Origin of the sequence: Pontibacter toksunensis (assembly GCF_042686245.1) — a bacterium.
GTDB lineage: Bacteria > Bacteroidota > Bacteroidia > Cytophagales > Hymenobacteraceae > Pontibacter > Pontibacter toksunensis.
Map to the genome: position 1 here is coordinate 296,336 of NZ_JBHUOX010000002.1, position 19,586 is coordinate 315,921.

Annotated in this window: 20 protein-coding genes; 10 read left to right on the top strand and 10 right to left on the bottom strand. The window is 48.5% G+C overall.

Going from position 1 to position 19,586, the window contains the following annotated elements; all coding sequences use genetic code 11:
- Positions 1-68: 68 nt before the first annotated feature.
- Positions 69-2,471 carry a heavy metal translocating P-type ATPase gene (locus tag ACFS7Z_RS04075; RefSeq protein ID WP_377481319.1) on the bottom strand — a complete coding sequence of 801 codons (2,403 nt, stop codon included), beginning with the start codon at positions 2,469-2,471 and terminating at the stop codon, positions 69-71.
- A gap of 271 nt (positions 2,472-2,742) precedes the next feature.
- On the opposite strand from ACFS7Z_RS04075, the gene msrA reads away from it, so the two are divergent.
- The 10 genes from msrA to ACFS7Z_RS04125 all read left to right on the top strand — a co-directional run bounded on the left by msrA (position 2,743) and on the right by ACFS7Z_RS04125 (position 9,699).
- Positions 2,743-3,285: a peptide-methionine (S)-S-oxide reductase MsrA gene (msrA, locus tag ACFS7Z_RS04080; RefSeq protein ID WP_449301444.1), complete on the top strand. Its 543-nt coding sequence runs from the start codon at positions 2,743-2,745 to the stop codon at positions 3,283-3,285.
- 157 nt (positions 3,286-3,442) lie between these two features.
- Positions 3,443-3,655: a hypothetical protein gene (locus tag ACFS7Z_RS04085; protein WP_377481322.1), complete on the top strand. Its 213-nt coding sequence runs from the start codon at positions 3,443-3,445 to the stop codon at positions 3,653-3,655.
- Between the two features lie 404 nt (positions 3,656-4,059).
- The gene (locus tag ACFS7Z_RS04090) at positions 4,060-6,066 is read left to right on the top strand and encodes a glycoside hydrolase family 97 protein (protein WP_377481325.1); all 2,007 of its coding nucleotides are present in this window, start codon (positions 4,060-4,062) and stop codon (positions 6,064-6,066) included.
- A gap of 140 nt (positions 6,067-6,206) precedes the next feature.
- The gene (locus ACFS7Z_RS04095) at positions 6,207-6,611 is read left to right on the top strand and encodes a c-type cytochrome (RefSeq protein WP_377481328.1); all 405 of its coding nucleotides are present in this window, start codon (positions 6,207-6,209) and stop codon (positions 6,609-6,611) included.
- 312 nt (positions 6,612-6,923) lie between these two features.
- Positions 6,924-7,199, top strand: a complete 276-nt coding sequence (locus tag ACFS7Z_RS04100; RefSeq protein ID WP_377481331.1) for a carboxypeptidase-like regulatory domain-containing protein — start codon at positions 6,924-6,926, stop codon at positions 7,197-7,199.
- Positions 7,200-7,275: 76 nt separating this feature from the next.
- Positions 7,276-8,031 carry a sulfite exporter TauE/SafE family protein gene (locus ACFS7Z_RS04105; protein ID WP_377481334.1) on the top strand — a complete coding sequence of 252 codons (756 nt, stop codon included), beginning with the start codon at positions 7,276-7,278 and terminating at the stop codon, positions 8,029-8,031.
- A gap of 15 nt (positions 8,032-8,046) precedes the next feature.
- The gene (gene moaD / locus ACFS7Z_RS04110; protein WP_377481337.1) at positions 8,047-8,289 is read left to right on the top strand and encodes a molybdopterin converting factor subunit 1; all 243 of its coding nucleotides are present in this window, start codon (positions 8,047-8,049) and stop codon (positions 8,287-8,289) included.
- A gap of 11 nt (positions 8,290-8,300) precedes the next feature.
- Entirely contained in the window at positions 8,301-8,717 is a 417-nt protein-coding gene (locus ACFS7Z_RS04115; protein ID WP_377481340.1) for a molybdenum cofactor biosynthesis protein MoaE, read from the top strand.
- Between the two features lie 28 nt (positions 8,718-8,745).
- A complete protein-coding gene (locus ACFS7Z_RS04120) occupies positions 8,746-9,186 on the top strand; it encodes a GNAT family N-acetyltransferase (RefSeq protein WP_377481342.1) in 441 nt (146 codons plus the stop codon).
- On the top strand, positions 9,187-9,699 hold the full coding sequence (locus ACFS7Z_RS04125; protein ID WP_377481344.1) for a GNAT family N-acetyltransferase: 513 nt from the start codon (positions 9,187-9,189) through the stop codon (positions 9,697-9,699).
- 10 nt (positions 9,700-9,709) lie between these two features.
- Here ACFS7Z_RS04125 and ACFS7Z_RS04130 read toward each other — a convergent pair whose 3' ends face one another.
- The 9 genes from ACFS7Z_RS04130 to ACFS7Z_RS04170 all read right to left on the bottom strand — a co-directional run bounded on the left by ACFS7Z_RS04130 (position 9,710) and on the right by ACFS7Z_RS04170 (position 19,556).
- A complete protein-coding gene (locus ACFS7Z_RS04130; protein ID WP_377481347.1) occupies positions 9,710-10,768 on the bottom strand; it encodes a ThiF family adenylyltransferase in 1,059 nt (352 codons plus the stop codon).
- A 67-nt stretch (positions 10,769-10,835) separates the two neighbouring features.
- Positions 10,836-11,990 (bottom strand): NTP transferase domain-containing protein, encoded by a 1,155-nt coding sequence (locus ACFS7Z_RS04135; RefSeq protein WP_377481350.1) that lies wholly within the window; start codon positions 11,988-11,990, stop codon positions 10,836-10,838.
- On the bottom strand, positions 11,971-12,447 hold the full coding sequence (gene moaC / locus ACFS7Z_RS04140) for a cyclic pyranopterin monophosphate synthase MoaC (RefSeq protein ID WP_377481352.1): 477 nt from the start codon (positions 12,445-12,447) through the stop codon (positions 11,971-11,973). The genes ACFS7Z_RS04135 and moaC overlap by 20 nt, the downstream gene beginning before the upstream one ends.
- 51 nt (positions 12,448-12,498) lie before the next feature.
- Complete coding sequence (locus ACFS7Z_RS04145; protein WP_377481355.1) at positions 12,499-13,704, bottom strand: molybdopterin molybdotransferase MoeA; 1,206 nt, start codon at positions 13,702-13,704, stop codon at positions 12,499-12,501.
- Positions 13,705-13,813: 109 nt separating this feature from the next.
- A complete protein-coding gene (gene moaA / locus ACFS7Z_RS04150; protein WP_377481358.1) occupies positions 13,814-14,803 on the bottom strand; it encodes a GTP 3',8-cyclase MoaA in 990 nt (329 codons plus the stop codon).
- 293 nt (positions 14,804-15,096) lie between these two features.
- Positions 15,097-17,241, bottom strand: a complete 2,145-nt coding sequence (locus ACFS7Z_RS04155; RefSeq protein ID WP_377481361.1) for a xanthine dehydrogenase family protein molybdopterin-binding subunit — start codon at positions 17,239-17,241, stop codon at positions 15,097-15,099.
- Between the two features lie 2 nt (positions 17,242-17,243).
- Complete coding sequence (locus ACFS7Z_RS04160; RefSeq protein WP_377481364.1) at positions 17,244-17,705, bottom strand: (2Fe-2S)-binding protein; 462 nt, start codon at positions 17,703-17,705, stop codon at positions 17,244-17,246.
- An 89-nt stretch (positions 17,706-17,794) separates the two neighbouring features.
- A complete protein-coding gene (locus ACFS7Z_RS04165) occupies positions 17,795-18,391 on the bottom strand; it encodes a nucleotidyltransferase family protein (RefSeq protein ID WP_377481367.1) in 597 nt (198 codons plus the stop codon).
- Positions 18,392-18,398: 7 nt separating this feature from the next.
- Positions 18,399-19,556: an XdhC family protein gene (locus tag ACFS7Z_RS04170; protein WP_377481370.1), complete on the bottom strand. Its 1,158-nt coding sequence runs from the start codon at positions 19,554-19,556 to the stop codon at positions 18,399-18,401.
- Positions 19,557-19,586 lie beyond the last annotated feature (30 nt).

The window sequence follows — 19,586 nt, forward strand, 5'->3', positions numbered from 1 at the left end:
CTGTGCCAATGGCGTTGCTTCGGAGCTACCAGGACACTCGCAGGAACTGAGCACAAGGGAGGTCTATTTTATAAGCCTGCTCGTTTTGCGGCAATTTTAACTGACATGGTTGCGAACAAGATGACACTCAGCGAGCTGAAAGGCATCAAAATGGCAGATACAATCGGGGAGAAAAGCCCCTGCACGGCCAGCGTTAAGCCAATCACGTTGTAGATGAGCGACACAGCAAACGTAGCCAGGATGATGTTCATGGTCTTCTTTGAAAAAGCCAGGAAAGTACTCAGCCTATCAAAAGCAGTCGCATCCAGAATGGCATCGCAGGACGGTGAGAAGTTGGTGATGCTGTTGGTAAGGGCAATGCCTGCATCACTTTGTTTCAGGGCACCGGCATCGTTTAGCCCATCCCCAACCATCAGCACCCGGTGTTGCTCACTTTTCAGCTGCTTCACATACTCCAGCTTCTGTACCGGCGACTGATTAAAGTTTAGGGACGCCTTTTCACCCAGCAGCGCCTTCAGGCGCGCCTCCTCATGATTATTGTCACCTGAGAGTACCGCAATTTTCTTCTCATCCAGCCCCTGTAGTATATCTTTCAATCCCTTGCGGTACACGTTATAGAAGGCGTAGAAGCCAAGCACAACACCATCAATGGACAAATAGACCGTTGTTTTAAGAGAGTCATTTTTATCAGCAGCTACTCCTATATAAGCAGCAGAGCCAATGCGTACCAGTTGTCCGTTTACCTCACCCGCCAGACCTTTACCGGCATATTCCTGAAAGTTCTGCACCTGTGCACTCTCGGATTTCAGGTGCTGGAAAATGCGCTGACTGAGTGGGTGTGTGGAGTGCTGTAATACTGATTTGATGCTTTGCTCCTGCACTGCTGTTAAAGTCTTACCGGTATAGGTCACTTCTGCGGCACTTGGCTCTGTCAGGGTGCCGGTTTTATCAAACACCACGGTGTCTATTTTTGCCAGGGTCTCTACTACAGTAGTGTTCTTGAGAAAGAACTGATTCTTTCTGAACACCCGCATGGTATGACCATGCACAAAAGGCGTAGCCAGCGACAAAGCACAAGGGCAGGCAATAATCAGCACGGATGTAAAGGCTTTGATGGCCATGTCTGTATCACGCGGCACCCAGTAAATGAGTGCCCCAGCCGCTACTATCAGCGTGACGATGATGAACCATTTTCCCGCGATATTGGCATACGTACCCACGCTCTGCGTCTCGTCTTTTGAGAAAACAGTGTTGTTCCAAAGCTGTGTGAGGTATCCTTGCGATACTTCTTTTACCACCTCCAGTTCTACACTCTCACCAACCTGACGCCCTCCGGCATAAATCACCTCCCCCACTACTTTCTCTACCGGCTCCGATTCTCCGGAAACAAAGCTGTAGTCAATCAACGCTGTACCTCTCAGGAGAATGGCATCGGCAGGGATGAGTTCTTGGTTCCGGACACGGATGCGGTCGCCCACTTTCAGGTTACGTACCGCTACAGATGCTTCTTCGCCATTCTCTTTCAGCACTGTGATGGATACCGGGAAATAAGAAGTATAGTCCCTGTCGAAGGAAAGCGTGTCGTAGGTGCGCTGCTGGAAGTACTTTCCTATGAGCATAAAGAAAACCAGCCCGGTAAACGAATCGAGGTAGCCGGGACCGGTACCGGTAAAAATTTGATAAGTGCTCACGGTGAACAGTGCCATCAGGCCTGTGGCAATAGGTAAGTCAATGTTCACCATGTGCTGCCTCATACCTTCTAAAGCAGAGGTAAAGAACCCGCGCGCGCTGTATAAAAACACCGGCAGCGAAAGCACAAAGCTGAGATAGCCAAAGAAGGAGCCAAAGGTCCGCTGCAGCCCCTCCGTTACGGCAAGGTAATCCGGGAAGGCCAATAGCATGACGTTGCCAAAGCAAAAACCTGCCACACCTAGCTTGTAGATGATGCTGCGGTTTGGCTTGCTTGTCTTCTTACCATCCGTATCAGCCAGCGTAATAGCCGGCTCATACCCGATGCGCGCCAGCAGTTGCACCACCTCGCGCAGGGAAGTTTTCTGATGAAAGTAAGTGAGCGAAACTTCTTTCCTAAGGAAGTTGACGGTAGACTCAGAAATGCCAGGATTCAGCTTAAACAGGTTTTCCAGCAGCCAGATACAGGAGCTACAGTGCATCTGCGGAATATAAAACGTGAGCTTGCAGATGGATTCGTTCTTGAAGTTAACAAGCTGCGCTTCCACCCCGGCATCGTCCAGGTAAGCGAAACGGAACTCAGCAACAGGCTGCTTCCCTGTGATACCCGGGCTTTCCTCCAGCTTATAGTAGGCACAAAGATTGTTTTCTTCTAACAGCTCATATACATTTTTGCAGCCAGCGCAGCAGAACGTCTTATCATGTACTTCAATTACCTCTTCCACGCAGGAGTCCCCACAGTGGTAGCAGGTCTGAATATTGGTTTGGAGTGCGGCTTCCATCTCAATTTTCTATTTGGTTAATGTACAAAACTAGAAAGCCCCGCTGCGGCAAAGGATGATGAAAGTCACTATCTGATGTGATACATATCAACGTGCTGCCCTACACCCGGAAAGGGTTGCCTGAGTGGGAATAAGTGCGGAAAGAGACAAGTGAATCCAGCTGCATACTTATCTATTCTTCTCATCAAACTGTCGCTTCGCCTGTTTGTCAGCTTTAAACTTTAAGGGTTAATTTGAGTTTAAAGGATAAAGACATAAGTAAAACAGCGATATGAATCAGGAAGAAAACAAATATGAACTGGCAACCTTTGCAGGCGGATGCTTCTGGTGTATGGTGAAGCCGTTTGACCAATGGGACGGTGTAGAAAAAGTAGTGTCTGGCTACACGGGCGGCGATATAGAAAACCCTACTTACGAGCAGGTTTGCTCCGATACCACGGGGCATTACGAGGCCGTTCAGATTACCTTTGACCCAAGCAAAATTACATACAAAGAAATACTGGAAATTTTCTGGGAGCAGATTGACCCAACTGATGCCGGCGGTCAGTTTGGCGACCGCGGCTCTTCTTACCAAACTGCTATCTTCCACCACAACGAGGAGCAGAAACAACAGGCAGAGCAGTCGAAAAAGGAACTGCAGGAAAATGGTCCTTTCAATCAACCTATCGTTACACCTATACTACCTGCCAAGACATTTTACCCGGCAGAGCAATACCACCAGGACTACTATAAAAAGAACCCTTCGCATTACCAGCGCTATAACGTCGGTTCAGGAAGAGCCGGATTTATAGAGCGGCACTGGAAGAAGGCATAGTAAAAATAACATCCTATCTGTTTGAGCCTATTCCCATAGTACCAGTTTTTTTGTGGAAGGACCGGGTCAAACCACCCCTGCCCCTCCTTGTCCAAGGAGGGGAGCCTGCTTCCGCATTTCGCTCATGACATTCCATAGTCAATGTGTTACTACAAAAATGCCAGCACGAAGTGAATGTGTTTCCAGTCTTTCCGTTGAGCGCCTGGTAGATGTTCCGGTGCTGAGCTTGCTCAGCAGCACGAGCAGCGCGAGGGCAGGTTCAGCTACACAGCGCGATGCGGGAAGACGAGGCCTCTCGGCCTGGAGAGCACAGGCAAAAGCTATGGAAAAGGTTGCTTATGATTTACTGGATAAGCAGTTGCTACAGTAGCTTAGGAAAATCTCTAAACGAGCCTATGCTACGGAAGAAGCCTTTCGAAAGTGGTTTAAGATAGACCAATGAAGCCGCTCTAACAACAGATGTTAGAGCGGCTTCGCTTTTAGTAGCATATTCTATTTAGATAGCCTCAGCACTTAACCCTCCATTGTCATACCGGAAGAATGTGGTTGCAGAGAGCCTCTGCTTAACCTCCCTTCAACTAAGTTCCTTACAGGATGACAATAATTGTAAACCTATACTTTCAGCTAGCAGGCCAGACACCTACAAACCTATACCAGCACATCATAAGCTTTTTCGTCCGCATAAGCGAGAGATTACCTATTGCTTATGGTATCTTCGGTTTTCAACCCTTATCTTTAAAAACGAAACAAACAACAAAGCATAAATTCAAAAGCATGAAGCATAAATTCTTTCTATTTGTTTTGCTGATGGTCTTCGGCCAGTTTGCCGCACTCGCACAGCAGAACTACACTGTTCAATCACCCGACGGTAAGATTAAAGCCACTGTAGATCTAAAAGACAAAATCACCTATTCTGTGAATCATGAAAATGATCAGATGATTGCGCCCTCTCCTATTTCGATGCAGCTGAGCAACGGCGAAACACTAGGGGCAAAACCGCGCCTGAAGAATGTAAAACGAAATACCGTCAACAAAACGATTCCGACGCCTGTCTACAAGCGGTCAGAGATAAAGGACAATTACAATGAGATGGTCCTGAACTTCAGAGACGATTACAGCGTGATTTTCCGTGCCTACAACGATGGCGTTGCCTATCGTTTCGCCACATCCAAGCGCAAGGACTTCAATGTGCAGAACGAAGAAGCCACCTTCAACTTCGACAAGGACTATACGGCTATTGTGCCATATGTAAAGCAGGAGCAAACAGAGAACCCAACCATAGAGCAACAGTTTGACAATTCTTTCGAGAATACCTACACCCACAGCCCACTAACCAAGCTCGACCAGAATCACCTGGCTTTCCTGCCTGTTGCAGTGGAGGCGGCGAACGGTAAAAAACTAGTTATCACCGAGGTTGACCTTGAAGGCTATCCGGGCATGTACTTGCTAAACAAAAACGGGAAGACTTCTTTATCAGGTGTGTTTCCTGCCTACCCTAAAAAGGTGGAGCAGGGTGGCCACAATGAGCTTCAGATGCTGGTGAAGGAAAGAGAGAACTTCATCGCCAAAGCCAAAGGCACCCGCCAATTCCCGTGGCGCGCTATCGTGATTGCCGAAGAAGACAAAGAACTGGCTGACAGCGACATGGTTTACAAACTGGCAGAACCGTCTCGTATTAAAGATGCATCCTGGGTGAAGCCGGGCAAGGTAGCCTGGGACTGGTGGAACGACTGGAATATTACAGGAGTAGACTTTGAGGCAGGCATTAATAATGACACCTATAAGCACTACATCGACTTTGCCGCTGAAAACGGTATTGAATATGTAATCTTGGATGAAGGCTGGGCCGTGAACAAAAAGGCCGACCTGATGCAGGTGGTACCTGAAATTGACTTGAAAGAAATCATCTCTTACGGCAAGCAAAAGGGCGTAGACATCATTCTGTGGGCTGGCTACTATGCATTTGACCGCGACATGGAAAACATAGCCAAGCACTATGCTGACATGGGCGTGAAAGGCTTCAAAGTGGATTTCATGAACCGTGATGATCAGGAAATGGTTGACTTTTTCTACCGCGCTGCCGAGACTGGAGCAAGGCACAAACTGCTAATGGATTTCCATGGCGCCTATAAGCCAACCGGCCTACAGCGAACTTACCCAAATGTAATAAACTTTGAAGGAGTGCATGGCCTTGAGCAGATGAAATGGTCGCCGCCGCAAGTAGACCAAGTGACCTACGACGTGACGATGCCATTTATCCGAATGCTGGCCGGTCCGATAGACTATACCCAGGGTGCCATGCGCAATGCCACCAAAGGCAGTTACCGTCCGATTCACTCGGAGCCTATGAGCCAAGGTACCCGCAGCCGGCAGTTAGCCGAATACGTTGTCTTCGAATCTCCGATCAACATGCTGGCTGATACCCCTACCAACTACAGGAAAGAGCAGGAAAGTACAGACTTCATGGCCGCTGTTCCGGAAGTATGGGACAATACTGTTGCCTTAGACGGTAAAATTGGAGAGTATATTGCCATTGCCCGCCGCAAAGGAAATGAATGGTATGTAGGCGCCCTAACAAACTGGGACCCGCGCGAAATGGAACTTGACCTGTCTTTTTTGGGAGAAGGAAACTACAAAGCGGAGGTATTTAAAGATGGCGTAAACGCACACCGGAATGCGGCTGACTACAAGCGCGAAGTTATTGATGTGCCACAAGACCGAAAGCTGAAGATTAAGATGGCACCGGGTGGCGGATATGTAGCCAGGTTCTACAAGCAATAGTGAGACTTTAAGAGCAGGTACAGCTCAATAGCTACCTATCATAACGAAAGCCGCCTTAACAGATGTTCGGGCGGCTTTTTCTATATTTCTTTGTGTGAACATTATATTAGTTATTATTTTAGCTGCTTAAACCTAAAGATATGTTGAAGAGTTTTTTACTGATTGCCTTCGTTACGAGTGGCTATTTATTTACGGCACAGGACGACCTGACTGCCAGTGTGAAACGAGGTAAGGAAGTGTACAGCACTACGTGCCAGGCCTGCCATATGGCTACCGGCGAAGGTATGGCTGGTGTTTTTCCTCCATTGGCAAAGTCTGATTACCTGATGAAAGACCAGAAACGAGCTGTCGGTGTTGTGGTGCATGGGTTGAGCGGTGAAGTAACCGTAAATGGCAAAGCCTATAACATGGTCATGCCGCCTCAAAGCCATTTAACAGACGAGCAAATTGCCGACGTCCTTAACTATGTACAGAACAGCTTCGGCAACAAAGCGAAAGCAGCTGTCACTCCCGCTCAGGTAGCGGAAGTAAGGAAAAAGAAGTAAGTTGATTCAAACCGGAATGACTGCGTAGCAATTCTTTAAATTCTGAACAAGGTGTCATCAGGCAATACACAGAAAAGGCTGTCTCTAATTTGAGCGGCCTTTTCTGTTTTCTTTCCTCATGAAAAGCGGTACAGAAAGTAGTAACTTTCTCTTTGAGTCCTGGAATCTACATCTGGCAGGAAAACTTCTGCATCTCATGCAACCGCGCTTCTCCTTATTGCATCTACCCCAGTGTAGGCGCTTAACCACATCTTTTGCAAAGAAATACTGCTGTGGTCAATCCTCTTTCAGGTAACTCGTTAACACCAGCTCATGAAACCAATCTTTACGCAGTATATCCTCCTCCTCTTCCTGCTGGTGTTGCAGCTATCGCTTTTTGCACAGGGTATAGAAGGAACGGTTATAGACCAGGAGGGGGAGCCGCTACCCTTTGCCTCCATTTTCATTGTAAACCTGAAGAACGGCTCTTCCTGCAATGCATATGGTCAGTACAAGCTGAACTTACCGACAGGCACACATACGGTGCAGGTCAAATACATTGGCTATGAAACGCAGCAGGTACAGCTTTTACTACGAGAAGTTTGCTGATGCAGTCTCTCCTTATTTAATTTGAACACTTAAACCGTAACGGGCCTTATACCCCATCACCACTAATAAGCCGAAAATGCTACATTGGGAGCTCCTTCTCTTCTTTTTTATGATTGCTTTTGTATATGCATCCGTTGGCTTTGGAGGCGGCTCCAGTTACCTGGCTATTCTGGCGCTGTATGGTCTCCCATTTAAAGAACTCAGGTTGATTGCCTTGCTTTGCAACGTAGTAGTGGTAACAGGAGGCACCATTCTCTTTATCCGGAATAAGCACGTAAACTGGAGAAAGATCATCCCATTGGTTATTGCCAGTGTTCCGATGGCCTTTGTAGGGGCTATGCTGCGTATAGAACAGCGTACGTTCTTTATCTTGCTGGGCTGTAGTTTACTTGTAGCGGCTCTATTGCTTTGGTTCAGGACAAGGCCAGATAATGCAATTAAGACTACTGCGCCAGACAAAAAGAGTTATGTACAGGACGGAGCTTTGGGTGGTACTATCGGCTTTCTGTCCGGGATGATTGGAATTGGCGGGGGTATCTTCCTGTCTCCTCTTCTGAACCTGATCGGCTGGGACACTCCAAAAAGAATAGCAGCAACAGCAAGCTTTTTCATATTGGTGAACTCTGTTTCAGGAATAGCCGGACAGCTGACCCACTTGCCTCCATCCATAGATTTCAGCCGTATCTTGTTTTTATGTGTGGCTGTGTTTGCCGGAGGGCAGTTAGGTTCCCGTATGGCAATTAAGAGGTTCAACCCGCTCGTGATCCGGCGTATGACAGCAGCCCTTATTTTTGTGGCGGGTATTGAAGTATTATATAAACATTTGAGTTGATTTTAATCACTGGAGATGAAGGTAAATGTTTTAGCATTCGGAATAGCAAAAGAAATCGTTGGAGGCTCGACAGTTGAAGTAGAGCTGACGAGTGACGCAACGGTGGGGGAACTACGGGGTGAACTGGAAGAGCAGTATCCACGCCTGGCACAGCTGGCTTCTTACATGATTGCCGTGAATAATGAATACGCCGTAGCAGACAATGCGCTGCAGCAGCGCGATGAAATAGCCATTATTCCACCTGTTAGCGGGGGTTAAGAAAGCAGCACATGATTGACATACAGATTTCAGAAGAGGCATTAGACATTTCGGCATGCATCGATTGGGTGATGTCGCCGGAGTGTGGTGGTATAGATGTGTTTATAGGAACAGTGCGCAACGCCACAAAGGGCAAAGAAGTGATTCGGCTTGAGTTCGAAGCCTATAAGCAGATGGCGCTGAGCGAAATGCAGAAGATTGCTGAGCAGGCTTTAGAAAAATGGCCTGTGCAGAAGATACTAATCCACCACCGCACCGGCGTGCTGCAGGTGGGCGAAGTACCTGTTGTAATTGCTGTAGCAGCCGCACATCGTGGTGCTGCTTTTGATGCCTGCCGCTACACTATTGATTCCCTTAAGGATACAGTTCCTATCTGGAAAAGAGAAGTATTTGAAGATGGCGAAGTGTGGGTGGCAGCACATCCGTAGTTATGGGCTTTGCCTATAGTTGGAGGTCATGAATTATTATATTGACAGCGTAAAGCCGGCTGAGTTCCCGGAAGTGGTAGATGTGTGGGAAGCATCTGTCAGAGAAACGCACCATTTTCTAAAAGAGGAAGACATTCTTTTTTATAAGCCCCTCATCTTACAGGAGTATTTGCATGCTGTAGACTTACGGTGTGTTCGGGATGAGGAAAATAATATTGTCGGTTTTCTGGGAGTTGCGGAGGGTAATATCGAAATGCTGTTTATCCATCCTGACATGAGAGGCAAAGGCATCGGTACCATGCTGCTACATTACGCTGTAGAGAAGCTAGGGTCAAACAAAGTAGATGTAAATGAGGAGAACAAACAGGCCATAGGGTTTTATGAGCATTTTGGGTTCAGGACAATCAGCCGCTCCGCATTCGACAGTACCGGAAAACCTTATCCTATGCTTCATATGATACTGACCTAAATGAGAACTGTACCAACCATTAGTGCTGATGCCATGATCACCGTAATCCGAACAGATTCCAACAACAAAGACTTCATAGAGTTGGTACGCCTTCTCGATGCAGATCTCAGTGAAAGAGATGGGGAAGACCACCCCTTTTACGCGCAGTTCAACAAGATCGACATGATAAAACATGCCGTAGTGGCTTATCAGGAGAAGCAGGCAGTGGGTTGCGGCGCAGTAAAAGCCTATGCAGCAGGTACCGGAGAGGTAAAGCGCATGTACGTGCGGCCTGAGTTTCGGGGGAAAGGAATTGCTGGAAAGATGTTGAGCGAATTGGAGGCTTGGGCAGTTGAAATAGGTTTTCACACCCTAGTCTTAGAAACCGGGAAAGCCCAGCCAGAGGCTATCAGACTGTACACGAAGAGTGGCTATGACGTTATACCGAACTACGGCCAGTACGAAAATATAGAAAACAGCGTGTGTATGAAGAAGACAGTAGCGGGGAAAAAGGTTGATTCTCAACCGAGCTAAATCAGGAAACTCACCCCTGCCCCATCCAGGCTTTCAGGCCACCTTCCAGCGAGAAGGCCTCCATATTCGGATACTTTCTCTGAACAAGCTTAACTGCTTCAGCGCTGCGTTTGCCGGATGCACAATAGAAAACCACGGGTTTTCCTGCATTCAGAAAAGAAGTTTCCTGCTCTACTTTATCGAGCGGCACATGCGTCCCTCCTATACTGTACATCAGGCGCTCTGCCGTATTCCGCACATCCACCAGCTCATATGCTTCCTTCTCTATTCCTGCCTTAAGTTCAGGTGCACTGATAGTGGGAATAAACTCTGTTTCAGGTAAGCTGGTGATATTTGTTTTGGTAACAGCGCCTATTTTGATGATGCGGCTTTGCATATTTTGTGCGTCCACCAACAGCATTTTACCGGCCAGCACTTCTCCTGTGTTCGTGATGTACTTGATCGCCTCGTTAGCCTGCATGCAGCCTATCATACCTGCCAGCGTGGGTATTACGCCACCCTCCGTACAATTGGGCACCTGCGAAGCGTCTACATCCGGGAAAATATCTCTGTAATTTGGTGTTCTTGCACCGTCTGCAGTAGGCACGTTCCAAACTGCAACCTGCCCCTCAAATTGGTAAATAGCCCCGAACACAAGCGGTTTATCAGCGAGTACACAGGCATCGTTCAGCAGGTAAGTCGCATCAAAGTTATCGGTGCCGTCCAGCACCAGGTCATAATACTGCAACAGGTCCATCACGTTATCAGAGATAACTTTTACCACATGCGGCACCAGCTTAACACCGGGGTTTTGCTTTTGCAGCTTCTCACAGGCCACCAAAGCTTTCTTCTGCCCTACCTCCTCCGGCGTGAACAAAATCTGCCGGTGCAGATTGCTCACAGACACCGTATCGAAATCAGCGATGCCAATAGTACCGACACCTGCTGATGTTAAGTACTGTGCCGCGGGGCAACCCAAGCCACCTGTTCCAACAATAAGCACCCGTGCATCCTGAAGTTTTTTCTGTGAGATTTCACTGAAGCCAGGAAGGGACATCTGGCAGCTGTATCGCAGTAAGTCAGGTCGCATGAGGTGTTCTTTTTTATATAAAATAAATCAAGCAGGAAAATAAGGATGATGCTGGTGCCCGAGAAAACTACTGCATCATCTGTTTCACTTTCTCCGACTCTTCCGGTGTATTCACGTTCAGGAGCGCATCCGGATTGATTGGCTTCAGCATATTGATATCGCTGTTGCGCAACACCTTTCGGGGGCACGTATATCCCTGTGCCAGGAAAGACAGCAGCAGCGGATAGCTTTTCGGCTCCCAAATGGTAATAAGCGGCTCCGGGAAACCATCATGCGGACTTTCATATGTCGTGGCTACGGCGGCAACTTTTCTGTTGTCTATCAACTGCTGCAGTGTGTGCTGATCCAGCAAAGGCAGGTCGCAGGCTACCACCAGCCAAGCCGCATCCGGCTGCTCCCGAAAGGCGGAGAGTATCGCGCCGTATGGTCCCAAACCTGTAAAAGTATCTGCCACTGTTTTATAGTTGCTGTCAAACTCATCCTGCTGTTCGGGGCGGCAGGAGATAAAGACTTCTGAGCAGAATTCCTTTAGCAGGTCAGCCACAAAGTATCGCTGTTCTTTCCCGTGCCACAGCATGGCGCCTTTGTCCTGCCCCATACGCACACTCTTCCCACCTGCTAGCACCAATCCATTCAGCAGAGGCCTGGCCTGCTGCATTTGCCCCTGAAAAAAGGCAACAATTTTCTCCGTATCACTCAGCCGATACAGGGGAAGCTCCTGCCACTCTGGAATCGCTTGCTGCAAAAAATCAAATACTTCATTTGCATTATCAGCCATTAAGAGCAGCTGCACATTAGTTAGCTGTGCCACCCGTTTCTGCAAAGATACTTTTTTGCTTTCGTCAATTACCACCACCTGCGCCTTTGCCTGCTCGTGGTTTCCATTCACCAGCACCACATCCATGTCAGAGAAAAACTGCCTGAACTGAAAGGGATTCAGTTCCTTGTTTAGCTCCAGCTGATGGTAACTGATTTGGTCGGTATATTCAGCCACGGCCCCAACTGCTAAACGACCTGGCAATACTTCTGCGGCATCGGCATGCGCATGAGAGGCATCCACGTAAGCGCATTTGTGTTCAGGAGACAATGCTTTGGTAACTACATCTGCCAGTGTTTTAATAGCGCCACAGGGTGTGCCCACTATGGCCCATTCGTTGCGCGCAAAGTTGCCGTAAGCCGGCCTCGAAATAACGCTGTGTTTTTTATGCCCTTTTGAAGTCACGCTTCCCTCCTGTTTTTTGAATCAGCTTTGTTTCTTTGATGACAATGTCATGGCTCAACGCTTTACACATATCATATACGGTAAGTGCCGCCACAGATGCTCCCACTAGTGCTTCCATCTCGATACCCGTTTTAGCTGTGATGCTGGCTGTGCAGTCAATCACCACTTCCTGCTGCTCATTAAACTGAATGCTGATGTTGCAGTTTTCCATCCCGAGCGGGTGGCAAAGCGGAATCAGGTCGCCTGTTTTTTTCGCTGCCATAATGCCTGCAATGATAGCGGTTTGGAATACGGAGCCTTTTTTGGTTTGAATGTCGTCTGCGGTAAACTTCTCCAGTACTTCGGGAGGAAGCGCCACAATGCTTCTGGCGGTGGCAGTCCGGTGTGTTGCCTGCTTGCCGCCCACATCCACCATCGTAGCTTTTCCTTCTTTATCTAAATGTGAAAAATCCCTCATCTTATCTCTTATCTCTGTTGTTCATTCGTTTAATTGCGGCTTTCCTTTAAGCTATACCAACTGCTTAAAAGGCCACACCTGGTACACCTCTCCCTGCTTAAAGTTAGTCTGTTCAGCGGGAAGCTCCAAAAAAGCATCTGCCTCTACCAGGTTGGCAAAGTCGCCGGAGCCGTTTCCCTCCTGTGGCGTGGCCAGCATCTGCCCCTGCTCATTCTGGCTTAAGTTTACCTGCAGGAAGTATTGTAATGGAGGGTTAAAAGTCAAGTCTTTGGTAAGCACGGCATATGCTTTTCGTTTAGGACCTGCACCCAGAGAAGCCTCCAGCCAGGGCAGAAAGTACCGGTGAAAGCACATAAAAGTAGAGACAGGATTACCCGGAAGAGCAAACGCTAAAGCACCTTGGGCGTGTTTTCCAAACCAGAAAGGCTTCCCTGGTCGCTGCTTCACTTTATGGAAAAGCTTTATTACTTCCAGCTCTTCCAGCACCTGTGGTACATAATCAAACTTTCCCATCGAAATACCGCCACTCAATATCAGTACATCATACTGCTGGAGGCAGTTATTCAGCTGTCGCTTCATGGTGGCTATATCATCCGGGATATGCAGCAGGTCTGCCTGCACACCATAAGTCTCTAAAGCAGCTTTGATGGTGTAACTGTTAGAGCGCCTTATCTGGTAAGGTAAGGGCGTTTCCTCTATTTTCACCAGTTCGTCTCCGGTAGAAATCACTACCACCCTCGGAAGCATTTTTACCTGCAGTTGACTAGCTCCTACTGCGGCTGCCACACCAATAAGCGCAGGCGTTACAACCTGATTCGCCAGGGCTACGGCTTCATCCTGCTTTTTGTCTTTTCCTTGTGCGTGTATGTTCTGGCCTTTGCTGACTTCATCTGTCAGGACGGTAGCTTTTCCATCCTGTATCTCAAGGTCTTCATACCGCACCACGGTGTCTGCTGAGGCCGGTAAAGCGGCGCCCGTCATAATTTCGATGCACTCTTCTGCAGATTCGATTTCTACGGGTCTGTCTCCTGCTGCCTGCGTTGCCTTTATCTTAAAAGTTTTGATGCCCTGCTCCAAAGCTTCATAACGAAAAGCAATGCCATCCATGGCCACCCGGTTGTAAGGCGGCATGTCCCGGTCTGCTTTCAGTTCCTCTGCCAGCACACGACCTAAAGCCTGTTCAAAAGGCACACTTTCCGTACCAAAATCCCTTACCTCTGCCTGAATAATTTCTTCTGCTTTATGTACCTGAACCATAGTTTTTTTAGCGTTAGTGGCTGCGTCTGTGCAAATTATTGAATACTCTTAGAAGAACTAAAAGCTTCAGAGTATAAAAGGTGAGTGCCGATAAAAACAGGGAGTATATTTAGCCGCCGATAGTGGCCATAGAGGCATTGAGAGCGGAACGCACTGCACTATTCTTTTCCGCTTCCCAGCCGTTCTTTTCTTTCTTACCGACTGCCGCTAGTAAAGCGGCTTGTAACGCTGCTTTTCCTGCACCCGCACGCATTAGGTCTTTGACGTTCATCACACCATCGCCGTACAGGCATGTTTTGAGCACGCCAAGTGGAGTAAGCCGGATACGGTTGCAGGTACCGCAGAATGAGCGTGTATAAGCCGCTATGACGCCTACTTTGCCTTTGTGGCCAAGAATGTTATAATTGTATGAGGTAGAAAAAGGTGCATCAGGGACTTTTTGGATGTCCGGATACTGTTGCCTGATAGTGTTCAGTATCTGCACATGGTCCCAGGTGAGATTGGTGTAGTGATTACCCTCCCCGTTAAAAGGCATTTCCTCAATAAACCGGACACTGACAGGCATGTCTTTAGTGAGTTCTACCAGTGGCAGGATATCATCGGTATTCTTGCCTTCCATTACCACGGCATTCAGCTTCACCTCTATGTCGTGGTGCAGCAAAGCTTCCAACGTTTCCATCACTCGCGGCAACTCGTCGCGACGGGTAATAGCGAAGAAACGGTTCCTGTCTAAGGTATCGAGGCTGAGGTTGACAGATTTAATCCCCAGTTTTTTAAGCTCCGGCACAAAAGGCGCCGTCAATACACCGTTCGTAGTAATTGTCAGCTCCTGCAGCCCCTGCAGTTTAGACAGCTTTGTTAAAAAGGGCATGAACTCTTTACGTACAAAAGGTTCGCCACCCGTGATGCGTATTTTCTCAATGCCCATCTTCACTAACACGGAACAAACGTGGAGCATCTCCTCGTAAGTCATCAACTCCTTTCTGGCAAGCCAGTCGAGGCCCTCCTCCGGCATACAGTAAAAGCAGCGCAGGTTGCACCTGTCTGTTACCGCCAGCCTTAAGTAGTTTATTTTTCTTCCGTGTTTGTCTATCAACATCTATTTATTCCTCAGGAAAAATGTGGAGAATCAGTATATTAATAATTGAGCCTGGTTTGATAAACTCACAGTTCTGACCACTCATCCGATACATTTATATATCCGCTGCCGTTGTTGGTGAAAACACACAACAACGGCAGCGGATTTTCTTTTCGACTTTGCCCATAAGCTCTCATACGCAAAGTGCTGTACAGGAGAATTCATCTTCCCGGAAAAAGGAAACATGCCGCCAGTGTCAGGTTGAGCTTTACACATGGCGGCATGTTCTTTATAATTTAAACTGTTAGATGACCTTATACTGTCTTTAACTCTGCCTGCTCAGCAAATGGCTGATTTCTCAAGCGCTTGCCTGTTGCTTTAAAGATAGCGTTTGCCACAGCACCACCAGTTGGAGGAAGCGCTGGCTCACCTAATCCAGTTGGGTCTATGCCATTGTTTACGAAATGAACATCCACCTCCGGCACCTCTTTCATGCGGATCAATCGGTAAGCGCCAAAGTTATCCTGCTCTGGTGCGCCGTCTTTAAAGGAGAGTTTACCATACATGGCATGGCCCATTCCATCCACAACTCCACCCCGTACCTGCTGGTTGGCACCGCTCAAGTTGATGACCATACCGCAGTCGCAGGCGGCGTATACTCTTGTCACGACAGGCGCACCATTTTTCACCTCTACCTCTCCTACCTGGGCCACATACGACCTGTGCGAGAAATAAACGCTGAAGCCCTGCGCAACACCTTTCTTCTTACCCCAGCCTGATTTCTCTACTGCTAAGTCTATCACGCCTTTCATGCGGTCGATGTCATACTTCACTTCTCCCACCGGCGATTTCTTTGCTTTGTCCAGTAGTTCCAGGCGAAACTGCACCGGGTCTTTTCCTGCGGCATGGGCTACCTCATCCAGGAAAGCCTGTTCGGCATAGGCAAGAAAATTCGTAATAGGAGCACGCCATGGACCTGTTGTAATTGGAGATTTATGCTCAACAGAATCAATCAGCAGGTTGTCTACCGCACCAGACGGGAAGTTATCCTCCCGTGTCGGGTTGCCGGTATTCATGCCTACGCCACGCAGTTTATAGCCAATCATGTTTCCTTTGGCATCCAGGGCAGCCTCGAAACGATAACGAACAGCTGGCCTGTAGGTACCACCGGTGGTGTCGTCTTCGCGGGTCCAGATAACTTTCACCGGCTGCTTAATGATGCTGGACAATTCAGCTGCTTCCAATACATAGTCAGCACTCAGCCTGCGGCCAAAGCCACCACCTAAACGGGTAAGCTCCAGCGTTATTTTCTCAGGGTCAATGTTCAAAAGCTTTGCTACCTGACCGCGCGCCATTTCCGGCGTCTGCGTAGGTCCGGCCAACTCCACCCCATCCGGACGAACATGCGCAAAGAAGTTCATCGGCTCCATAGGACTATGCGGCAGGAACGGGCACTGGTACTCGCTTTTTATCACTTTTGCTGCCTTTTTAAATGCTCCGTCCACATCACCATCCTTGCGGCGAACGGTTGCATCCGGGCTGTTCAGCAGTTCTTTGAATATGCGATCATGGTCAGAGCTGCTTTCAAGTGCCGCCTCTTTCTCGTATGCTATTTTCAGTGCTTTACGTGCCTTGTTCACCTGCCAGGTAGACTTGCCTACTACTGCCACGTTGTTTTTGAAGGTAACCACATCCACGATACCGGGCATAGCTTTGGCTGCCGTGGCATCCACTGACTTCAGCTTCATACCAAAAGCCTTCGGGCGCTGAATCATCGCGAACAACATGCCTTCTTTATAGAAATCAATTCCATAAAGCGGCTTGCCCGTAATCATCTCACGGTTATCCACGTTGCGTACGGCCGTACCTATAAGCTTAAAGTCTTTCGGATCCTTCAACTTCACCTCTGTTGGTACAGGTAGCTTTGAGGCCTCGGTTGCCAATTCGCCATAGCTCAGTTTGCGGCCACTTGCCGCATGCACTACCATGCCGTTTTCTGTGGTAAGGCTGCTGGCTGGCACTTTCCAACGCTTGGCGGCAGCCTCCATCAACATGTGGCGGGCTGTGGCACCCGCTTTGCGCAGGCGCTCCCAGGAGTGCGGTACCGCTCCACTGCCACCTGTCAGCTGGCGCTCAAATTTCTTTGTATCCAGCGGTGCCTGCACCACCTTCACCTTTGTCCAGTCTGCATCCAACTCCTCTGCCACCACCATCGGGAAGGACGTCTTGATATTCTGCCCCAGCTCGGGGTTAGGAGAGAATATGGTGACAATACCATCCGGAGAAAGGGCCATGAAGCTGTTGAATTCAATTTTACCTGCGGCAATCGCTGTGTCGCTTACTACTTCCAGCGCCGAGGCTACCGAACTGGTCCAGCTAAAGCCCAGGAAAAGACCACCACTTGCGGTAGCGGCCAGCTTCATGAAATTGCGTCTGTTTGGTTTTGATAGACTTGACATGGCTATTTAGATTTTTTAGCTGCTAAAGCAACGGCTTCACGAATGCGATGATAGGTACCACAACGGCAGATATTCCCGTTCATCGTATTTTCAATTTCCTCCTCTGTCGGGTTAGGATTTTTGTTGAGCAAGGCAGTGGCTGCCATTATCTGACCTGCCTGGCAGTAACCGCACTGGGCCACGTCCACTTCGTCCCAGGCTAACTGCACCGGGTGATCGCCTTTTTCAGACAGACCTTCTATGGTCGTGATCTTGGCGTTACCTACGGCTGAGACCGGAAGTACGCAGGAACGCATCGCATTCCCGTTCATGTGCACGGTGCATGCGCCGCATTGTGCAATACCGCAGCCATACTTGGTTCCGACTAACCCCAGGTTGTCTCGCAGCACCCACAATAAAGGGGTATCTGCCTCAACGTCGGCCTCGTAGCTTCGGCCGTTGATTTGCAGCTTATAAGTGGCCATATAATATCAAGTGTATGATTAAAATCTAAATTAATTAAATAATGTCAGTTTGCTGTAGATAATTCCGGAAGAGGCTAAAATAATAAAACTTAATCCTTTGATGATGAATCAAGTAAAGCGTCATAATCTGCAGGAGTATCTATATCAACTACACCCTGCGGAAAAGGAACGGAGGCTGTATCGTGGTTATACTTAAACAAAAACTCCTTGGCTCCCCCCTTTCCTTCTAACGCCATGAGTTCTTCAAAATAGGCTTTATCGAACAAGGCTGGCGTACCCAGGGTATCTCCATAAGCAGAGGCCACTATCCCCTTTCCACTCTCCTGCTTTGTCTGTACAAGTTTATCTAGGAGGGCGGCATCTACAAAGGGCTGGTCACAGACCATGAAAATAGCATCTGAGACTTCAGGTTCAATGGAAATTAGCTCAGAAAGACCAACCCGGAGAGAGGAAGCCATTCCTTCCTGCCAATCCGGGTTATGCGCTGTAACTACATTTTCTCCTGATAATTTAGGAGACAACTGATTTGCATTGGCTCCCAAAACCACCATAATCGGTTTGCATACCGACTTAATAGCAGCATATACTGCATGTTGTAATAGCGTTTCGCCCTGGTACAGCAGCTCCTGTTTCGGCTTACCGAGGCGTTTTGAAGCTCCCGCTGCCAATAATACAAGTCCGGTCATTTTTTTTCTATTCTAGTGTTACCTGCTTAATCTTTTCACCTTCGCGGGAGTGGATTACATCCTGCTTGTCTCGCAGCGAGGTGCCCACCCTTTTGGAGAGAACCGCTTTAATTTCAGAAACAATAGCAAGTGCTATCTCCTCAGAGGTTTCTGCCCCTACATCCAACCCAACAGGACCGTAAACACTTTTCCGTTCCTCTTCGCTTAGCTGCATCCCCTCCTCCTGTAGTTCCTCCAGCATCCGTTCCAGTTTCTTCTTGGGTCCGAGCACGCCAACGTAAGGCATTTGCAGCGGTAGCAACTGACGCAACATAGCGGTGTCGTAGTTATAGTTGTGCGTCATCAGCACGAATACTGTTTGCTCATCCAGTTTTATTTTGGAAAGCACCTGCTCCGGCTTTGCTACAAGCACCTGCTGGGCAGCAGGAAATCTTTCTGCCGTCGCATAACTCGCACGCCGATCTACCACCGTTGTCTGCCAGCCCAGAATGGCTGCCATCTCGGTTACTGGAATAGCATCGTTTCCTGCTCCTGCTATGATAAGGGAGACAGCAGGCTTCAGTAACTCAACAAAACCGGTGAGAGCAGTCTGAGGTGTCGCGTAAGTCTTTGTCATAGAAGTGCGCGTCCGCAAAACCTCCTGTGCATCCGCAATCAAGGCCTTCTCCAGTGATTTGTCCTGAAAGCCCCCAACAATGGCACCCCCTTCCGTAGCAAAAAGACAGGTACCTGGCTGCATGGCTGCCTGATAATCCAATGAAAATAGCGTGACCAGTACGGCGTGCTGGCGATTATCTAAAAACGATTGCAGCAAAGTGACAGGATTTTCTGGGTTGTCCGGGTTGATGGGTTCAATCAGAATCTGAATGATACCGTTACAGCCCAACCCTACGCCTAGTTTAGCATCATCTTCATCGGTGGTATCGTAGGTAACAAGCATGGCTTTTTGCTGTACCATCGCCAGCCGAGCCTTACGTAGAGCATCCCCCTCCAGGCAGCCGCCGCTGATGGCACCAGTCAGCTTCCCATCTTCGGTTACGAGCATGCGTGCGCCGGGCCTTCTGTAAGAAGACCCCTGCACATGCACCACCGTTGCCAGCGCGGTCTGTTTCCCTTCTTTCCGGGCTTCTTCAAAAGCCCGTACGATGTCCTGTACTTCCTTCATTTCAGACTTTCAATTCTATTCTTAAAACGG

What these genes read in the sequence shown, in the direction of transcription:
- ACFS7Z_RS04075 (WP_377481319.1), bottom strand. Translation starts at nt 2,471, where the DNA reads ATGGAAGCCGCACTCCAAACCAATATTCAGACCTGCTACCACTGTGGG.
- msrA (WP_449301444.1), top strand. Translation starts at nt 2,743, where the DNA reads ATGAATCAGGAAGAAAACAAATATGAACTGGCAACCTTTGCAGGCGGA.
- ACFS7Z_RS04085 (WP_377481322.1), top strand. Translation starts at nt 3,443, where the DNA reads ATGCCAGCACGAAGTGAATGTGTTTCCAGTCTTTCCGTTGAGCGCCTG.
- ACFS7Z_RS04090 (WP_377481325.1), top strand. Translation starts at nt 4,060, where the DNA reads ATGAAGCATAAATTCTTTCTATTTGTTTTGCTGATGGTCTTCGGCCAG.
- ACFS7Z_RS04095 (WP_377481328.1), top strand. Translation starts at nt 6,207, where the DNA reads ATGTTGAAGAGTTTTTTACTGATTGCCTTCGTTACGAGTGGCTATTTA.
- ACFS7Z_RS04100 (WP_377481331.1), top strand. Translation starts at nt 6,924, where the DNA reads ATGAAACCAATCTTTACGCAGTATATCCTCCTCCTCTTCCTGCTGGTG.
- ACFS7Z_RS04105 (WP_377481334.1), top strand. Translation starts at nt 7,276, where the DNA reads ATGCTACATTGGGAGCTCCTTCTCTTCTTTTTTATGATTGCTTTTGTA.
- moaD (WP_377481337.1), top strand. Translation starts at nt 8,047, where the DNA reads ATGAAGGTAAATGTTTTAGCATTCGGAATAGCAAAAGAAATCGTTGGA.
- ACFS7Z_RS04115 (WP_377481340.1), top strand. Translation starts at nt 8,301, where the DNA reads ATGATTGACATACAGATTTCAGAAGAGGCATTAGACATTTCGGCATGC.
- ACFS7Z_RS04120 (WP_377481342.1), top strand. Translation starts at nt 8,746, where the DNA reads ATGAATTATTATATTGACAGCGTAAAGCCGGCTGAGTTCCCGGAAGTG.
- ACFS7Z_RS04125 (WP_377481344.1), top strand. Translation starts at nt 9,187, where the DNA reads ATGAGAACTGTACCAACCATTAGTGCTGATGCCATGATCACCGTAATC.
- ACFS7Z_RS04130 (WP_377481347.1), bottom strand. Translation starts at nt 10,768, where the DNA reads ATGCGACCTGACTTACTGCGATACAGCTGCCAGATGTCCCTTCCTGGC.
- moaC (WP_377481352.1), bottom strand. Translation starts at nt 12,447, where the DNA reads ATGAGGGATTTTTCACATTTAGATAAAGAAGGAAAAGCTACGATGGTG.
- ACFS7Z_RS04145 (WP_377481355.1), bottom strand. Translation starts at nt 13,704, where the DNA reads ATGGTTCAGGTACATAAAGCAGAAGAAATTATTCAGGCAGAGGTAAGG.
- moaA (WP_377481358.1), bottom strand. Translation starts at nt 14,803, where the DNA reads ATGTTGATAGACAAACACGGAAGAAAAATAAACTACTTAAGGCTGGCG.
- ACFS7Z_RS04155 (WP_377481361.1), bottom strand. Translation starts at nt 17,241, where the DNA reads ATGTCAAGTCTATCAAAACCAAACAGACGCAATTTCATGAAGCTGGCC.
- ACFS7Z_RS04160 (WP_377481364.1), bottom strand. Translation starts at nt 17,705, where the DNA reads ATGGCCACTTATAAGCTGCAAATCAACGGCCGAAGCTACGAGGCCGAC.
- ACFS7Z_RS04165 (WP_377481367.1), bottom strand. Translation starts at nt 18,391, where the DNA reads ATGACCGGACTTGTATTATTGGCAGCGGGAGCTTCAAAACGCCTCGGT.
- ACFS7Z_RS04170 (WP_377481370.1), bottom strand. Translation starts at nt 19,556, where the DNA reads ATGAAGGAAGTACAGGACATCGTACGGGCTTTTGAAGAAGCCCGGAAA.